Here is a 15,859-nt window from a genome sequence, read left to right as displayed (position 1 = left end):
ATTATGCCGTCACGGTCGCCTTAAGCTTTTCCGCCCAGCCGGACTCAATCAGCGATTTTGCCAGCGCCAACCGTTGTTCACCGATCGCCTGAGTTTGCTGCGCGACGACCACGCCGGGCTCCATTGTCGGCGCCTGCAGCTGTGCGGCATTGAGCAGCATCGGCAACGGCTTGCCTGAAAGCAGATCGATCGCCTGAGTTTCCAGATAGATAGCCCCTACGGTACCGGCAAGGCCCGCCAGTTTGCCCTTCGCGCTTTTCTGTTTGATGATAACGGCCGCGCCTGCGGCAAGAGTCGCGACCCCCACCACCGCCCCGGCAATCATCAACGGCGTCATCGGTTTACTGCTGCGGCTGCCGAAATAGATCATCCGGTAGAGGAAATAGCTGCCCCAGGGTTCACGGGAGCCAAAGGCGTTGTGCATAAACCAGGCGCGGGAATCGTGGATCTGATCGTCAAACAGCGCCCGCACCAGCCCGGCAGGCTGCGTGGCGTTACTCGCTTCTCCGCTAATCGGGAAAAGCACTTTTACGCGATCGTCTCCGGCCGTTTTTATTCTCAACCACTCACCGTACTCATCATCATTATTCAGCAGGAAAATAGCGTTACTGACTGAATCAGCAACAGCAAACAACCAGTTCCCGGTGCTGGTCCGGGAAAGGCCGTGATAGTCCTCTCTGAACTCCTCCGCCGCCTGACGCAGCTGCGTCTGCCCCAGCGCCGCGTCGAAATCCTTCGGCCCCGGCGGGAGCTTCAGGAAACCCTCCTCCGGATTATGTTGCGCCTTCATGTCCCGGCGAACATCGTCAATTTCCTTCTGTAAAGCCTTTCTGGCCGCCTCAGACTGCTTTCTGACCAGCGGATCGCTGTCTTTATCCAGCCCATTCGCCGCCGAATCGACATAAAAACGCTGGGTCTTGTAGCTTCCCCCGGCATAGCGGTTGATACGCCACGCCGTGATCCAGCCCAGCTGATTTTCAATGGCTTTCTCCAGGCTGACGGGCGCGCGCGGCGGATCGTATTTTTCTGCTTGTTCGGGGGAAAGCGGGGCCGAGGGCGTGCTCAAACCGAGGGTTATTTCACGCCAGGCATTGAATCGGCCGGAAAGGGGTTTATGAACAAAAAATGCTTTAAGTACATCTAAAGTCATCTTTCTCCATTCCACATTTTTTAACTCATCTGGTAATGCATCTTCCGGGACTTTTAAGGGGGCACCTGATTCAAAAGCAGAGGCATACATGTCATGCAGCGCTATTTGCGACAGCAAAAAGCCGTCATTGTCTGAATTGGCCTTTCCCTGATCCCTCGGTGGGTAGCCACCGCCTAAATCCGAGTGCATCCCCGGATAAATCATCTCCTGGCTGTTCGCCGGGTAGTGCCCATCCGGGCGGCGGATCGAATCCAGCGGGAAGCACAGCCGCTGCTCGTGGGAAGAGACTAAATGGACACATTTTTTGATCAACCCGCCGTAGATCTTCTCTGCCGGCAGCTCCTGGGTTCCGTCGGCCCAGCCCATGTGCCCTTCCGCCACCGGGGCGATATGCGCCACCCCCACCGAGGCCACCGTATCCAGCAGGCCAAGAAACTCGACGCTGAGCGGGATTTTCAGCCTACTTACCGCCAGGCATTGCTCGGGCTTGTCCTGCCCCTCTTCAGGTTTTGGCAGCAGCTCGCTGAGCCAGCGAACAAAGGCCCGCGCCGCCGCCGCCCCGCGCGAAAAGCCGTATACGTACAGTTTTATCCCTAACAGCTTCGGCTTTCCTAGCTCGGCAGGCATCAGCGCCTTTTGCAGCTCGGGCAACATACCTTTCAGCAGGCGCTGGAAGGTCTCAAAACGGTTAGCACTGCCGGTCAGCCCAAACGACGCCATCGAGGTCGCCATTTTGTCCACCGCCTTCCAGCTCTCGTCGTCCGACAAGGGATCATTACCCATCGTCCTCTTCAGGGCGTCGATAAGCCGCAGCAGGCCCCAGTTGATACGCTCCTCCCCGTGGGTCGCCGCCGCCAGCCCCATCATGCTGAAATCCAGATCGTTCACTTCGGGGAAAGGCGTCCCGACGCCGGGAATATAATATTTGTAGTATTTATCATCGCCGCTGCCGCTGGCATCCAACAACTCCGCTGTTTTATCCGCCAGCCCGCCGGCATAGCCCTGGCCGATAGTAGCGCGGAACAGACGGGCAATATTGGTAGGGTGCTTGGGGTCAGCAATATATAAATCGTGGTTGAGGTTATTGCCGGTGCCGTCGAAAAACAGGCTGATATGCAGAGTCTTGCAGCAGGGGGGCGCCACGCGGCGCCCGGCCGCCAGGCACAACTCCTGACGGTAGGCCAGCTCATGGCTGTCCTGCTGGGCGCAGTTGGCCCCAACCCGCGCAACCTGGGTGGGTAAACGCCCCTGAGCCGGAAACGCCGGCGGGAGCCACGCCAGATCGGTGATTATTTCGGACATACTTTTGGCTCCGGCATCTGCAGCGGCTCGTTGATCGGATAGCCCGGTCGGCCGGGGTTCACACAGCTGGTGGTCACTTTCACCTCATCGCAGGGCATAAAATGCACCGTGATCCCGCAGGTTTTCTGCCCCGTATAATCTGGCACCGGCACCACCTTGCTGTGCTGCCGGTTATTAGCACTCATTTTCTTTTCCCAAGCCAAATACTTTTCCGTATCTGCAAATCCCGGAAACCCTTTTGTAGATGCTTCACCACTTTCCCAATCTACCCTCACCGTCATACCCGGCCGCCATTTCGCCGGCACGCCATAGCAGCAGCCACCGCCGCCGCCCTGATAGGGCCCAATAGCATCAATGCCCGACTGACCGTCGACGCTGAAATGGTTGATCGCCCATTTGGTGTGGTTGATGGCGACAATAATCCCACCGCCACCACTCCGGGTTTTGGCTTTCGCCGCCGGCTGGCTACAGCCTGCCAGCAGCAGAGCCCCCAGTACCACGAGGTAATGCCGTGTTTTCATTTTGCATTCCTTTGATGAATTAACCGGTTACGTGCATCTTGCTTAACCATGGCTTTTCGCCATGACATGGCTAAGCATTACAGAAGAGGAACCACGCCAGATCGGTGATTATTTCGGACATATTTTTGGCTCCGGCATCTGCAGCGGCTCGTTGATCGGATAGCCCGGTCGGCCAGGGCTTACACAGCTGGTGGTCACTTTCACCTCGTCACAGGGCATAAAGTGCACCGTGATCCCGCAGGTTTTTTGCCCCGAATAGTCCGGCACCGGCACCACCGTGCTGTGCTGCTTATTCTGAGCCTTCATTTTTCTTTCCCAGGCCTTATACGTTTCCCAGTCTGCAAAGCCTGGAAATCCCTTTGAGCCACCCACTCCCGTTTCCCAGTCCACCCTCACCGTCATACCCGGCCGCCATTTCGCCGGCACGCCATAACAGCAGCCACCGCCGCCGCCCTGATAGGGCCCAATAATGTCTATCCCCGACTGACCGTCGATGCTGAAATGGTTGATCGCCCATTTGGTGTGGTTGATGGCGACAATAATCCCACCGCCACCGCTCCGGGTTTTGGCTTTCACCGTCGGCTGGCTACAACCCGCCAGCAGCAGAGCTCCCAGCACCACGAGGTAATATCGTGTTTTCATTTTGCATTCCTTTGATGAATTGGCAGGTTATGTGCGTCTTGCTTAGCTATGGCTAAGCATCACAGGAGAGGAGCCACGCCAGATCGGTGATTATTTCGGACATACTTTTGGCTCCGGCATCTGCAGCGGCTCGTTGATCGGATAGCCCGGTCGGCCGGGACTCACACAGCTGGTGGTTACTTTCACCTCATCACAGGGCATAAAATGCACCGTGATCCCGCAGGTTTTTTGCCCCGTATAGTCCGGCACCGGCACCACCGTACTGTGCTGCTTATTCTGAGCCTTCATTTTTTTTTCCCAGGCCAGATATTTCGCGTCATCACCAAACCCTGGAAATCCGTCCATATCGCCCACTCCAGTTTCCCAGTCGATTTTTACCGTCATGCCCGGCCGCCATTTCGCCGGCACACCATAGCAGCAGCCACCGCCGCCGCCCTGATAGGGCCCGATAATGTCAATCCCCGACTGACCGTCGACGCTGAAATGGTTGATCGCCCATTTGGTGTGGTTGATGGCGACAATAATCCCACCGCCACCGCTCCGGGTTTTGGCTTTCGCCGTCGGCTGGCTACAACCCGCCAGCAGCAGAGCCCCCAGCACCACGAGGTAATGTCGTGTTTTCATTTTGCCTTCCTTTGATGAATTAACCGGTTACGTGCGCCTTGCTAAGCCATGACTTTTCGCTAATGACATGGCTAAGCATTGCAGAAGAGGAACCACGCCAGATCGGTGATTATTTCGGACATATTTTTGGCTCCGGCATCTGCAGCGGCTCGTTGATCGGATAGCCCGGTCGGCCAGGGCTTACACAGCTGGTGGTCACTTTCACCTCGTCACAGGGCATAAAGTGCACCGTGATCCCGCAGGTTTTTTGCCCCGAATAGTCCGGCACCGGCACCACCGTGCTGTGCTGCTTATTCTGGGCCTTCATTTTTTTTGCCCAGGATAAAAATTTTTGTTCATCGGCATAACCCGGAAAATCCATTGATGATCCCACTCCCGTTTCCCAGTCCACCCTCACCGTCATACCCGGCCGCCATTTCGCCGGCACGCCATAGCAGCAGCCACCGCCGCCGCCCTGATAGGGCCCAATAGCATCAATGCCCGACTGACCGTCGACGCTGAAATGGTTGATCGCCCATTTGGTGTGGTTGATGGCGACAATAATCCCACCGCCACCACTCCGGGTTTTGGCTTTCGCCGTCGGCTGGCTACAACCCGCCAGCAGCAGAGCCCCCAGTACCACGAGGTGATGTCGTGTTTTCATTTTGCATTCCTTTGATGAATTAACCGGTTACGTGCATCTTGCTTAACCATGGCTTTTCGCGATGGCATAATGCTGCCCCTCCAGAAGATGAGCAGCATCATAAACCTGCGTTCAGGCCTGTTCAGAAGGCCGCCCGGTCAGGGTATTTATCACCCAATCTTGGCGTTCTTTATCCCATAACATTCCTTTGGCAGTGGCTGAAAGCATGCCGTTGAAACAGGCAGTAAACCGTTCATCCTGAGAGGTAAATCCAGTATCGGGAACGTCTCGATGGCGAAGCATCAACTTTACGTCGCAGATGCACATCAGGGCTTCAAACTGGTTATCGCTTAAAGCGATGTTCTGGCACTTCTCATTGATTGCGGGTTGATCCCCCTGCCCCATCAATAATGCCGGTTTCTCGTCAAGATCCAGCCAACTCCAGAACAGTGCAGGACGCTGCAACTGAGCCTGCTGCTCGGATACCAAAATATGAGAAAACAGGTAAGGGAAAATACGGGCATCAAAGTACCTGAACAGCCCTGCACGCCCCTCATGCGTCGCGTCGGCACAGGCCATTAACCATTCAGCCAGAGTAGTAAAAGGCCAATGAGAACAGAGCACCAATAGCGGGGCTGTCTTTTGCACTTTCTGAGCCAGCTCAATAAACCACTGTTTCTGCTGAGGATCGTTCAGCGAGATCCTGATCAACAGCGGCGACTCTTCGGGTAAAGCTTCTTCCGGCAGCCCCTGGTAGAGAGACTGCCATGCCAAAGGCGGTGAAAAACCCCGAAGTACAGGGATGACGGGAAAATCGATACCGCACTGGTCGATAATAAAATCAAGGTGGGTCATTTCAATATCCGCGCAGGTTTGCTCAAGCAGATTCACCCAGTCAGCGATGCGTGTCATTTTCACTTATGCCTCCCTTGGCACAAAGCCTTGTGCGAGCTGCTGCGCCTTTTTCAGACACTCTTTGCACACCGACGAAGGCAATTCGGGCAGCGGATAATCCTCACTCGCCGGGCCCTGTAATTTGTGCTGCCCTTTGAGGCTTAGCAGACCAGGGCCATGCACGTTGATTTCGCCCTGTGGCGTCAGTTGGATGTAAGCACCGCCACAGGCAAGCGTGATCCCATTCTTTGCCGTCAGTTGCAGGTGCCCCTGGGTGGACTGCACCGTGACATCTTTCATCGACGTCAGCGACAGCGTATCAGCATGGGATTCCACCGCCAGCGGACCTTTGGCAGAGATCAGGCGCATGCCCTCCTGGTGAGCCAGTATGGAGACGGCCTCGCTCGCGTTGACTGAATAGCGCTGTGCCGTGCTGATATTCACTTCACCCAGGCTCTGCAGGTACAACCCTTTCCCGCTGTGTAGCAATGTGGTTTCCGGTGTCACTGAGGCGATGCCTTGCGGTGCCGACATGAGCAAAGCAGGCCCTTTAAGCTCGCTGGCTTCTGAAACAAACTTTCTCAACGGCTCAGTGTCTGGAGCAACGTTGTGGTGAGTCTGCGTAATGGTTCCCCATCCCGTTACCTGATTCACCGCCCCTTTCAGCAGGCTGATGGCCTGCTGCATCTCCAGCACCTGACCCTGTGCCCTGTTCTGGCCATCCGCACTGATGAATATCCCTTTCTGCGCCCGTATCGCCCCCCAGTTGTCGGTTCTGAGCTCAAAGCCCTCGCCGCGCTTTTGCCTCTCGCTGTCCACCAGGTGGCCGAGGTTCAGCTGGCTTTTGCCGCCGTACTCCGTGCTGACCTTGATATGCTCTTTGCCGCGCTCATCGTCGAGGCGGATTTTGTTGTTGCTCGGGGTGCGCAGCACGTTACGTTTGTAGTTGCGGATGGTGACGTGGTCGCCGTGCGCCGAATCGTGCAGCACGCCATTGATGTACGGCCGGTCCGGGTTGCCGTCCTCAAAGCCAATCGCCACTTCGGTGCCCGCCAGCAGCGGCAGGTGCAGGCCATAGGTGTCGCCGGCATAGGGGCGGGACTGACGCACCCACAGGCTCTCGAATCCGGTTTCCCAGTTGTCGCGGTCAAACAGCATGTTGACGCGGTAGCGACCGTCTTTATCGATATGCCCGTAGGTGTCATTCTCGGTAGTGCTGGTGATGCGGGCCGGCAGTGTGCCGGCCATCACCGGGCGTGAACCTGGCTCAGGACGGAAGCTAAAATCATTGCTGTCCGGGATACCGCTGAAATGAACCTCAAAATCTTTATCACGGCGGGCCGCACTGTTCATCCCGGTGATGAGCACCCCCTGGCTGAACGCCTCCGCCACTTCATAGCCGCCGGTGACGTTCAGCACCTGCCCGGGCGCCAGTGTCGGGCAACTGGTGATGGCGCGGGTCTGCGTCTGGCCGTTCAGGTAACGTTCGTGACGCACGCGGGCATAAAACGCGCCGGACTCCGGCGACGGATTACGGTCATAAGAGCTGCCCTGCGTCAGATAGTTGTCGGCATAGTGGTAAGCCTCACCGTAGGTGGTGGCGTCCCCCCGGGAGGCGTCTACCTGCGTATTCATGTCTTCAGTGGCCTGGCGGTAGTTGTAATCGCGGGTGCTGACCTGCTTTTGCACCACGTTGTGATGGCTCTCCATCCCCCACACCGAATCCACGCCTTGCGAGTGCTGGCCCGACGGCGGCACCGACGGCAACGTCAGCCCTGTCTCATACCCCTGTCGGCTGTCGTAAAACTCCACCACATCGATGTTCAGACGTGAATCTGTGGTGAAGCGGAACCAGATGCCGACTTCACCCAGCAGACGGGTAATAAAGTGCAGGTCATCCTCGCCGTACTGCATCACCTGCTCACGGCGCGGGTACTCTTTTGAAAGCGAGAATAGAAAATCCTGACCGCGCATGCCGTGGCGCTCACGCAGGATTTTTTCCACGATTTGCGGCACCGACATGTCCTGGTAAATGGCGTTCTGATGAGAGCGGTCGAGCAGCGCCAGGCGCGGCTGTAGCGTCAGGGCGTAATGGGTTTCATCTTTTGAGGTACCAAGACGTTCAAAACCGCTCACCACCCCCTGGAGAACCCGTACCGGTTGTTGAATTTTAATGCCGTAACCCTGATCAACCGGGGCCTGTAGCGCCAGGGAACCGGCTTTCATCAGCATCGTTTCTTTGCTGATAGCGTGGTCTGAACTGGTGAACTCAATGCGGTAGCTGAACGGCTTGCTCAGGGCCTCGTTGCCTTCAAATGCCAGCACATCAAGTTCTGACTCACATCCTTTTATCGCCAGCAGGTGGTGGTTGTGGTTGAAAAAAGAAATCGGGTTTGCGCTCATGATAATGTCCTTATTATTCTGCAGCCGGTACATCGGCGTATCCACTCCCTGCGGTTGAGTCGAGGCCCATCAGACCGCAGGCTGTTCCTGTAACGCGTCCAGTATCTCAGCGTTGTTCAGCATCATTTGTGATGCACCGTTGCTTCCCTGTTACACCCGAAAAGGCGCTTAACGATCTCTGTCTCTACTGGCATAAAGATCCCAAGGAAGCAGAACCGTATCAACGACGAGATCAACGGGCATGGACACAATGTAAAAAATAGGTATAACCCCCAACGTGGACATCCATAAGAAAGCATGGCTTCCCGCCGTCTTATCCCTGTCAAATCCTCGATATGTCGATTGATAACTCATTCCCCTGTCCAGCGTTCCACACCCGCTTAACGTCAACGTTGGGACGGTAATCAACATGGCAAGAAATATAGCTTTGAACATTTTCATTATTTTGATTTTCCTGAGTGGAGATAAACTGCAAATGCGCTGTAACTGTCTGATGTTAGGTCATATAGCGTCCGGTTGTAGAGCGTCAAACACCAGCCTTATGCCCTCTTCCTCATCCCACCCAAGCCGAAGCGACTGCGATTTCTGCTTCGTCGCCATATGGGTGAGCAGTTGCTGGCTCAGTACCGGCAGGATTTGCTGATTCAGCAAGCTGTCGACGTTGCGCGCACCGGTATCCGGCAGCAGGCAGGCGGCGGTGAGGGCACCGTACAAGTTCTCTTCGATATGCGTAGTCAGGCCATAATGACGGTGCAGGCGTTTGCTCACCTGCGCCAGTTTCATTTGCACGATGGTACGCATTGCGGGCTCACTCAGCGGGCGGTAAATGACGGTCTGGAAGCGGGCCAGCAACGCGGGCTGGAAGTGGTCGCGCAATATCGGGCGCAGCAGTTCGTGCAGATCGCCTTCGGTCGCTTCCGGTTGTTCGTCCAACCGTTGCATGATGTGATCACTGCCGAGGTTGGAGGTCATCAGAATCACGGTGTTGCGAAAGTCGATTTCGCGTCCTTCGCCGTCGCGCATAAAGCCCCGATCAAACACCTGATAGAACAGGTTCATCACGTCGCGGTGGGCTTTTTCCACCTCGTCGAGCAGCACCACGCTGTACGGGCGTTTACGCACCGCTTCGGTCAGAATGCCGCCCTGACCGTAACCGACGTAACCCGGTGGGGAACCTTTCAGTTGGCTGACGGTATGCGGCTCCTGATACTCCGAAAGGTTGATGGTAATAAGGGATTTTTCGCCGCCGTACAGCGTATCCGCCAGGGTGAGCGCCGTTTCGGTTTTACCCGTGCCGCTCGGGCCCACCAGCAAGAATACGCCCTGCGGGCCGTTCTCAGATGTCAGGCCCGTTTTAGCCGCGCGCAGGCGCTGGGCAATGGCGTTCAGCGCTACCTCCTGGCCTACCACCCGCTTGCCGATCGCACTTTCCAGACTCAGCAACTCGGACTGTTCGTCCTTCATTAATGAAGAGAGCGGGACACCGGTCCAGTCGGCAATCACATTGGCCACCGTGCGGGTGTCCACATCCACCTGAATCAAGGCTTCATGCCGCTGGAGTTCGGACAACTGCCGTTGCAGGTCATCAATAATGCCTGCCTGGCAGCTGATGTCCTGACGACAGGCCATTAACTGCCGTGCAATCTGTTTCTCCCGGTCAAAATGCCCTTCTTGCTGTTGCAGGGTCGCGTCCAGCTTGCCGCGTTGCTGCTCAATGTCGCTCAGGCGGCCACCCCGGATGTTGCCCCCCGCTGCGATATCTTCCAGTAAAGCCTGTTCTTCCAATCTCAGCGCGGTCAGCTGTGCTTTCAGCTGCGTGATGGTTTCAGGTACGGTGTCCAGGCTCATGCGCACGCGGGCGCTTGCGGTGTCGAGCAGGTCGACCGCCTTGTCCGGCAACTGCCGCCCGGTAAGATAGCGGCGGGAAAGTGTCACTGCGGCCTGAATGGCGCTGTCGGTGATATGCACACCATGGTGTTCGGCATAGCGGGATTTCAGCCCCCTGAGCATCAGGCAGGCAGTGTCGTCATCCGGCTCGTCGACCACCACCCGCTGGAAACGACGCTCGAGCGCGGCATCACGTTCAAAATACTGTTTGTATTCGCTCCAAGTGGTGGCGGCGATAGTTCTGAGTTCGCCACGCGCCAAAGCCGGCTTCAGCAGATTGGCCGCATCCGCACCGCCCGCCTGGTTACCCGCCCCAATGAGGGTGTGGGCTTCGTCGATAAACAGCAGAATAGGGGTCGGAGACTGCTGTACGGCATCAATGACGTTTTTCAGACGCTGTTCAAACTCGCCTTTCACACCGGCTCCCGCCTGCAGCAGCCCCAGGTCAAGGGTACGCAGGCTGACGTTTTTCAGGCTGCCAGGAACATTACCTTCAGCGATACGCAGCGCCAGCCCTTCCACCAGGGCGGTTTTACCGACGCCGGGCTCACCCACCAGAATCGGGTTGTTTTTACGGCGTCGGGAAAGAATATCCACCATCTGGCGGATTTCCGTATCGCGCCCGAATACCGGGTCGATGTTGCCCTCTTTCGCTTTTGCCGTGACATCGAGGGTGAACTTATCCAGGGCGTTTTGCAGCGCCGCGGGAAGTTCGCCTTCTTTTATCTCTGCACCGGCCGGGCGCCCGACGAGCTCTACCGTCCCCCCGTGATCTTGTGCCAATGCGGCTTCCTGCTGTATTTCTTCACGCTCATCGGACTGCGCGTCCAGCAACGGGCGCAGACGCTCAAGCTGGCTCTGCCCCAGCGTCAGCAGTGGCCACACCCCGTCGCAACGCAGCATTTTGGGCATGTCAATCATTGCCGCCAGCACATGTACACTGCGGATGTGTTCGCCGCCTTCAAGCGAGGCAACCATCCACGCCTGTTTCAGCAGAGCTCCCGTCGCGTCCGACAACTGAGGACGGCTGCGCATAGCCCGCGGCAGATTATCAAGCCAGCCCAGCAGCGCCTGCCACAGGGCATCCATATCCCATTCGTAACGGCGAGCCAGCACGGTCAGATCGCCTTCCCCCTGCTCCAGCAGTTTCAACAACCAGTGCTCTGGCAGAATTTCTGCGTGAGCGCGGGTCTGGCACAGCGAGGCAGCGCCTTCAAGAGCACGGGCACAATAAGGATTTAGACGACGCAGCAGAATGGCGGGATTTTCCATGTTATTTCACTCTCAGTCTGGGGACCTTCAGGCACGCTACCGCCCATCGCTTTCCCTTAAAAGGAACCTAAAGCGCATCAGGTCGAATTCTGGATTGCGGGAGGTTTTACTGGGTACCCGCCGGGCAGGTACTCAGTAAAACTGCGGACAGGTTTCCCCGCCCGCATAAGCGGTTACCCTAAATAGTTCGCGTTGCAGCAAGGCGGCAAGTAAGTGCATCCCCTGGAGCGTACAAAAGTACGTGACCGGGGTAAGCGCAGGCAGCCAACGCCGCTGCGGTGCGAAATATGACGGGTAACTTAGGCGGTGGCGCGTTCGTTCCAGGAATCGGAATGAATAATGTTGCCGTCTTTGTAGGTCCAGGTGATTTTTTCGTAGCGCAGCTCGATGGCTTCGAGGTGGTTGTGCTTCTCTTTAGCCGGGTCTTTGATGTCGTGCATTTTCGGCGCGACCTTCACCAATTTAACGTTCTCAAGCTTGGTGTTGAAGTACTCCACTTCCTGGCCCGCGTCGTTGATTTTGTACCACTTGAACTCGGCGGATTTCAGGGTCTGGCCGGTGGTCACCGCCTTGTAGAGGTACGGGCTGGAAGAGTCGATTTCCTTGGTAAACAGGAATGGCGTGTGGATACGCGTACCGGTCAGTTTGCCGGTGTTGTTGTCGGTCGGGATGTACAGGTTGTGTTCCTGAGCCACCACTTCAATGCTGCCCTCGCGGTCTTTCACGTCTACAGACCCTTTGATGTCTGCACCGCCGTCGTCTTTCAGCCAAAGATAAACAGGAATTGCCATGTGTTACTTCTCCATTTCGTTTTTTGATATGTCATCATCCTGTGATGACGCTGGGGTTTTGCCCGGTATCCGGCAGGCATCCGCCTGCGGTACCAGACTGATTTCGACACGCCGGTTAAGCGCACGGCCTTCCGGAGTGTCATTGGTTGCAACCGGTCCACTTTCGCCATAGCCCTGCACCGCAAAACAGCTTTCCGGCACGTCGCCGGTGTCCCGCATCCAGTCACGTACCGCTTCAGCACGCTTCAGGGACAATGTCCGATTCAATTTTGGGTTGCCGGTATTGTCGGTATGTCCGGCCACCACAATCAGCCAACCCGGCCTCGCTTTGATGCCCACCAGAGAATTCACCAGCATTTTGGTGGAGCCGGTTTTCAATGCGGACCTGCCGGAATCGAACAGCGACAGACTGTCGAGGCGGACGATTTTCGGCACCGGTACTGGCTTTAATGCCGATTTGAACGGTGGAGGGGGAGGCACATAAGAGCGAATCGCATCCAGCACCGGCATACGCAGGCGTTCCCCCTGATACAAACCGAGGCTCATCCGGGCCGGTACACCATTGCGCGCCTGGTTATCCAACTGCATGGCATCCTCTCGCAGGACCGCGACGGCATCGGCCTTCGGGCCGTAGTCATCCATTGCGAGTCGGTCGTAACGGGCAATATCAAAACTTACACGGTGCAGCAGTTGGCGGTTATTCCAGCCACTGCTGAGCAGAGCCGCAACGGCTGCCAGGGTGAAAATACCGAGCGCACAACGCCAGGTGCGGTCCCGGGGCGTAAGGCCCCGGCCTTCCGGCAACAGCGACAGGATAAAGTCCGGAAACAACGGCATCACCGTGCTGTCCGTTCCCACTGGCTGCCAGCCCACGACGAACTGCATGGCGGTATGCCGTGTCAGCCAGGCGGTCCAGATTGACGTGGCGAGACTGCCGGAGAGGATCGGTCCAATACCCCATAACATCGCCGCGGGCGCAATGGTCGGAATATCCGGGTTTTCATCCGTAAATACCGCTTTGACGTGCAAGTGGAACCAGGTCATCAGACTGTTCATCAGCACCTGTTGCTGCATGGCCATCACACCGCCGGTGGTCGTCCACGCGGCGATCGAACCGGGAGCCGAAGACTCGCGCCAGAAACTGATGCCTTCGCCAGGGATCGCCGCCTGCCAGAGCATGTCATTCATCATCGCGCTGCCCGTCTGGCCATTAAGTACCAACGGCACGGTATGCCCGGTATCCTTACGCAACTGACTGATTTGCCAGCGCAGTGCCAGCAGGCGGCTGGTCAGGGTTTCACTGTCAGCGTGTTTCTGCGGGCATACGTTGACCATCACCGACAACTGACGTCCCCAGTCCGGACGCTGCCACAGTACCTGTAGCGCCACCTGCTCCAGGCTCTGATCGCCCTCCACCCGGATCCAGCAGCCCTGCGTCACCGTCAATACCTGCGATTGCTGTGGCCAGGCTTGCGGCAGATCGCCACAGACCAGCACCACCGGCTGGCGATATGTCGCCTCCGGGAGACCTTCCAGACTCAGGGTGGCATCATGCTCGACACGGCGGCTTGCGACGTACCAGAACACAGAAATCAGACCCAGCACCGCCAGCAGAATGAGCACCGCGACCCGTCGTGTCACGGGCAGAAAACCCAGGCACACGACTGCACTCAGCAGAGCGGCCCACAACGCAAGCCCGCGCTGTTGTGCCGGACTCATTTCACCGCCCCAGGCAACAGGGTTGCCAGCATCTGATCAAGCCAGTGGTTCAGTCCCCACCACAGGGTGGCGATAGCCAGAACACTCAACCCAATGCGTACAGGCCATGAGCGAAGCCAGTTCCCCCTTTCCCGGCCAGCCCGGCTTTCTGCCAGTACCGGATGGGTCTGCGGATAACTGAAAGGAGAAACCTGGCCACTGAGTGCCTGAACCAGCTTCTGGCGTTCGGGATCGTTCAGCGACCGGAAATTACCGAGAAAACCCAGCATCATGACGCGCTGAAAGCAGGTGAGCACCGCATTGTCGGGCGCGGGCTCACGCAGCACATCACGCATCCGGTCACACAGGGTGTCACCGGCATCCATGGTGCCAAGGAAATGTCCCTGCAACGGAATGCCATACCACTGTACGCAGGCATCGTCCTCCACGCCGCGACCTTTGACCGCCTCGTCGAGCAGGGCGCATTGTGCCGTCAGAATATGCCGACAACTGGCGTCATCCAGCTCACTGTCCTTAAGCGTGCGTTGTACACACTCCACATCGGCGATACAGCGTTCCCACAGCACCCGTCCTTCCCCTTCCTGAAACCGGGGACCATGACGCAGACTGATGACCTGCAGCCAGGTATCCTGCAGTAGCGCATCGATATCAATGGACTCGGCTGTTCCGCGTTTACGTTCACTCATGTTCTCAATACCGCAAAGAGTTCAAGTTCCGGCTCACCGAGCATGCCCGGGACATAAAACATGCAACTGCCGCTTTCGAGCATGTCAGTTGCCAGAGGATGGGTGACATCGAGGCTGAAATATTGATTCTCCAGACGCAGCGGAATGGCCGCCGGCACATGGCGCAGCGGTGTCAGCGGAACCCCGACGCGTGAGGAGTTCACGATAGCCCTGACATGATCCGGACTTCCCACCTTGCACTGGCGCGGGAACTGCTCCTGCAGTTGCGCCACCGGCATTGGCGAACGTACGGACAGGTAGTAGTCGGCGTCTTCACGCAGACGAGGATCCTGCAGACGGGCCTGCCAGAAGTGCAGCCGCTTATCGTGCTCAAGCTCGATGGACACCACCCGTGACGGCAGGCTCGCTTCCAGCAAATCGCCAAGTAAATCAAACAGCGGTGGGAAAACGGCATTCAGTTGTTCATGCTGATAGGCCGGGATCGCACTCACCTGATGCGCCAGCGAGAAGGTCAGCAGACTGCCGGCCAGCCGGGACAGTTCGGTATAAAGGCGTTCTGCCGGGCTCTGCAGATTTCGCTGGAACTGGCCCAGCACCGGCTCAGCACTGTTCAGGGCATTTAACAGCCAGAAGAGAGAGACGTCAGCCACCGCAAAATCCGCCATCCGCTCATTGCTTTCCCGGCGCATGGCCATCAAACGGGTCAGACGGGCGCGCAGTTGGGTCAGCAGTTGTTCGAGTTGGGTCACCAGCCAGAGGCTGCTCTGTACGGTCAGCAGCGGCGGGAGAAAGCTGTCGTCAAACCGCCAGACGCCCTGCAAATCCTGCCGCAGACAGGCTACCGGGCAGGTCAGATAATCACTGTTGTTCTGATGGGCAAAGCGCAGCGTCAGTTCCGGCTGCATCACCGCAATCTGGCGGGTGTCTTCACCAAACTGGTTACGCACGTCCCGCCAACGCTGACGGAAACGTACCGGGCGATCGGCCACGTCATCAGGTTTCAGGCAGTTGCCGCCATTCGCCCGCAGCAGGGGCAGCGCCAGTAGCACCACCACATCATGCGATTCGCTGTCCAGCGACAGAACCGGTGGCAGCGCATCGGCATTATCCGTATCGATAAGTGTCCCGTCCGGGAAACGGACATGCAGCTTACGGGCCTGCAGACGACCGAGCTTCAGCGTGTCCGGTTCAAAGGCAGACTCAATCATTCCCCAGGGATGATTGAGCCCCATTCGAGCAATGCATTCCGCAGACCAGGCCGCATAGGCGACCTGTTGCTGGAAGTGCTGGGGAGAGACCATGATGCCCCTGCCCCATAACGGTTGTTCCGTTTTCATCGGCTTCCT

Annotated in this window: 12 protein-coding genes; all 12 read right to left on the bottom strand. The window is 57.3% G+C overall.

Annotation, left to right across the window (positions count from 1 at the left end; translation table 11 throughout):
- Position 1: 1 nt before the first annotated feature.
- Positions 2 to 2,452, bottom strand: coding sequence for a T6SS phospholipase effector Tle1-like catalytic domain-containing protein (locus tag JK621_RS07570; protein ID WP_212559275.1), 2,451 nt, complete (start codon positions 2,450 to 2,452; stop codon positions 2 to 4).
- Positions 2,440 to 2,973, bottom strand: a complete 534-nt coding sequence (locus tag JK621_RS07565; RefSeq protein ID WP_212559274.1) for a DUF3304 domain-containing protein — start codon at positions 2,971 to 2,973, stop codon at positions 2,440 to 2,442. Before JK621_RS07565 ends, JK621_RS07570 begins: the two co-directional genes overlap by 13 nt.
- A 108-nt stretch (positions 2,974 to 3,081) precedes the next feature.
- Positions 3,082 to 3,615 carry a DUF3304 domain-containing protein gene (locus tag JK621_RS07560; protein ID WP_212559273.1) on the bottom strand — a complete coding sequence of 178 codons (534 nt, stop codon included), beginning with the start codon at positions 3,613 to 3,615 and terminating at the stop codon, positions 3,082 to 3,084.
- A gap of 90 nt (positions 3,616 to 3,705) precedes the next feature.
- Positions 3,706 to 4,239 (bottom strand): DUF3304 domain-containing protein, encoded by a 534-nt coding sequence (locus tag JK621_RS07555; protein ID WP_212559272.1) that lies wholly within the window; start codon positions 4,237 to 4,239, stop codon positions 3,706 to 3,708.
- A gap of 109 nt (positions 4,240 to 4,348) precedes the next feature.
- Positions 4,349 to 4,882: a DUF3304 domain-containing protein gene (locus tag JK621_RS07550; protein WP_212559271.1), complete on the bottom strand. Its 534-nt coding sequence runs from the start codon at positions 4,880 to 4,882 to the stop codon at positions 4,349 to 4,351.
- A 111-nt stretch (positions 4,883 to 4,993) separates the two neighbouring features.
- On the bottom strand, positions 4,994 to 5,773 hold the full coding sequence (locus JK621_RS07545; RefSeq protein ID WP_212560154.1) for a DUF4123 domain-containing protein: 780 nt from the start codon (positions 5,771 to 5,773) through the stop codon (positions 4,994 to 4,996).
- 6 nt (positions 5,774 to 5,779) lie between these two features.
- Positions 5,780 to 8,158: a type VI secretion system Vgr family protein gene (locus JK621_RS07540; RefSeq protein ID WP_212559270.1), complete on the bottom strand. Its 2,379-nt coding sequence runs from the start codon at positions 8,156 to 8,158 to the stop codon at positions 5,780 to 5,782.
- Between the two features lie 501 nt (positions 8,159 to 8,659).
- Entirely contained in the window at positions 8,660 to 11,317 is a 2,658-nt protein-coding gene (gene tssH, locus JK621_RS07530; protein ID WP_212559268.1) for a type VI secretion system ATPase TssH, read from the bottom strand.
- Positions 11,318 to 11,616: 299 nt separating this feature from the next.
- Complete coding sequence (hcp, locus tag JK621_RS07525; protein WP_212559267.1) at positions 11,617 to 12,108, bottom strand: type VI secretion system effector Hcp; 492 nt, start codon at positions 12,106 to 12,108, stop codon at positions 11,617 to 11,619.
- Between the two features lie 3 nt (positions 12,109 to 12,111).
- Positions 12,112 to 13,827: an OmpA family protein gene (locus JK621_RS07520; RefSeq protein WP_212559266.1), complete on the bottom strand. Its 1,716-nt coding sequence runs from the start codon at positions 13,825 to 13,827 to the stop codon at positions 12,112 to 12,114.
- Complete coding sequence (tssL, locus tag JK621_RS07515) at positions 13,824 to 14,513, bottom strand: type VI secretion system protein TssL, short form (RefSeq protein WP_212559265.1); 690 nt, start codon at positions 14,511 to 14,513, stop codon at positions 13,824 to 13,826. Before tssL ends, JK621_RS07520 begins: the two co-directional genes overlap by 4 nt.
- Entirely contained in the window at positions 14,510 to 15,850 is a 1,341-nt protein-coding gene (tssK, locus tag JK621_RS07510) for a type VI secretion system baseplate subunit TssK (protein ID WP_212559264.1), read from the bottom strand. Before tssK ends, tssL begins: the two co-directional genes overlap by 4 nt.
- Positions 15,851 to 15,859: the final 9 nt, after the last annotated feature.

Source organism: Serratia plymuthica, from assembly GCF_018336935.1.
Taxonomy (GTDB): Bacteria; Pseudomonadota; Gammaproteobacteria; order Enterobacterales; family Enterobacteriaceae; genus Serratia; species Serratia plymuthica_B.
The sequence above is the reverse complement of the archived record's forward strand: the minus strand, read 5'-3'. Positions and strand labels throughout refer to the sequence as shown.

What these genes read in the sequence shown, in the direction of transcription:
- JK621_RS07570 (WP_212559275.1), bottom strand. Translation starts at nt 2,452, where the DNA reads ATGTCCGAAATAATCACCGATCTGGCGTGGCTCCCGCCGGCGTTTCCG.
- JK621_RS07565 (WP_212559274.1), bottom strand. Translation starts at nt 2,973, where the DNA reads ATGAAAACACGGCATTACCTCGTGGTACTGGGGGCTCTGCTGCTGGCA.
- JK621_RS07560 (WP_212559273.1), bottom strand. Translation starts at nt 3,615, where the DNA reads ATGAAAACACGATATTACCTCGTGGTGCTGGGAGCTCTGCTGCTGGCG.
- JK621_RS07555 (WP_212559272.1), bottom strand. Translation starts at nt 4,239, where the DNA reads ATGAAAACACGACATTACCTCGTGGTGCTGGGGGCTCTGCTGCTGGCG.
- JK621_RS07550 (WP_212559271.1), bottom strand. Translation starts at nt 4,882, where the DNA reads ATGAAAACACGACATCACCTCGTGGTACTGGGGGCTCTGCTGCTGGCG.
- JK621_RS07545 (WP_212560154.1), bottom strand. Translation starts at nt 5,773, where the DNA reads ATGACACGCATCGCTGACTGGGTGAATCTGCTTGAGCAAACCTGCGCG.
- JK621_RS07540 (WP_212559270.1), bottom strand. Translation starts at nt 8,158, where the DNA reads ATGAGCGCAAACCCGATTTCTTTTTTCAACCACAACCACCACCTGCTG.
- tssH (WP_212559268.1), bottom strand. Translation starts at nt 11,317, where the DNA reads ATGGAAAATCCCGCCATTCTGCTGCGTCGTCTAAATCCTTATTGTGCC.
- hcp (WP_212559267.1), bottom strand. Translation starts at nt 12,108, where the DNA reads ATGGCAATTCCTGTTTATCTTTGGCTGAAAGACGACGGCGGTGCAGAC.
- JK621_RS07520 (WP_212559266.1), bottom strand. Translation starts at nt 13,827, where the DNA reads ATGAGTCCGGCACAACAGCGCGGGCTTGCGTTGTGGGCCGCTCTGCTG.
- tssL (WP_212559265.1), bottom strand. Translation starts at nt 14,513, where the DNA reads ATGAGTGAACGTAAACGCGGAACAGCCGAGTCCATTGATATCGATGCG.
- tssK (WP_212559264.1), bottom strand. Translation starts at nt 15,850, where the DNA reads ATGAAAACGGAACAACCGTTATGGGGCAGGGGCATCATGGTCTCTCCC.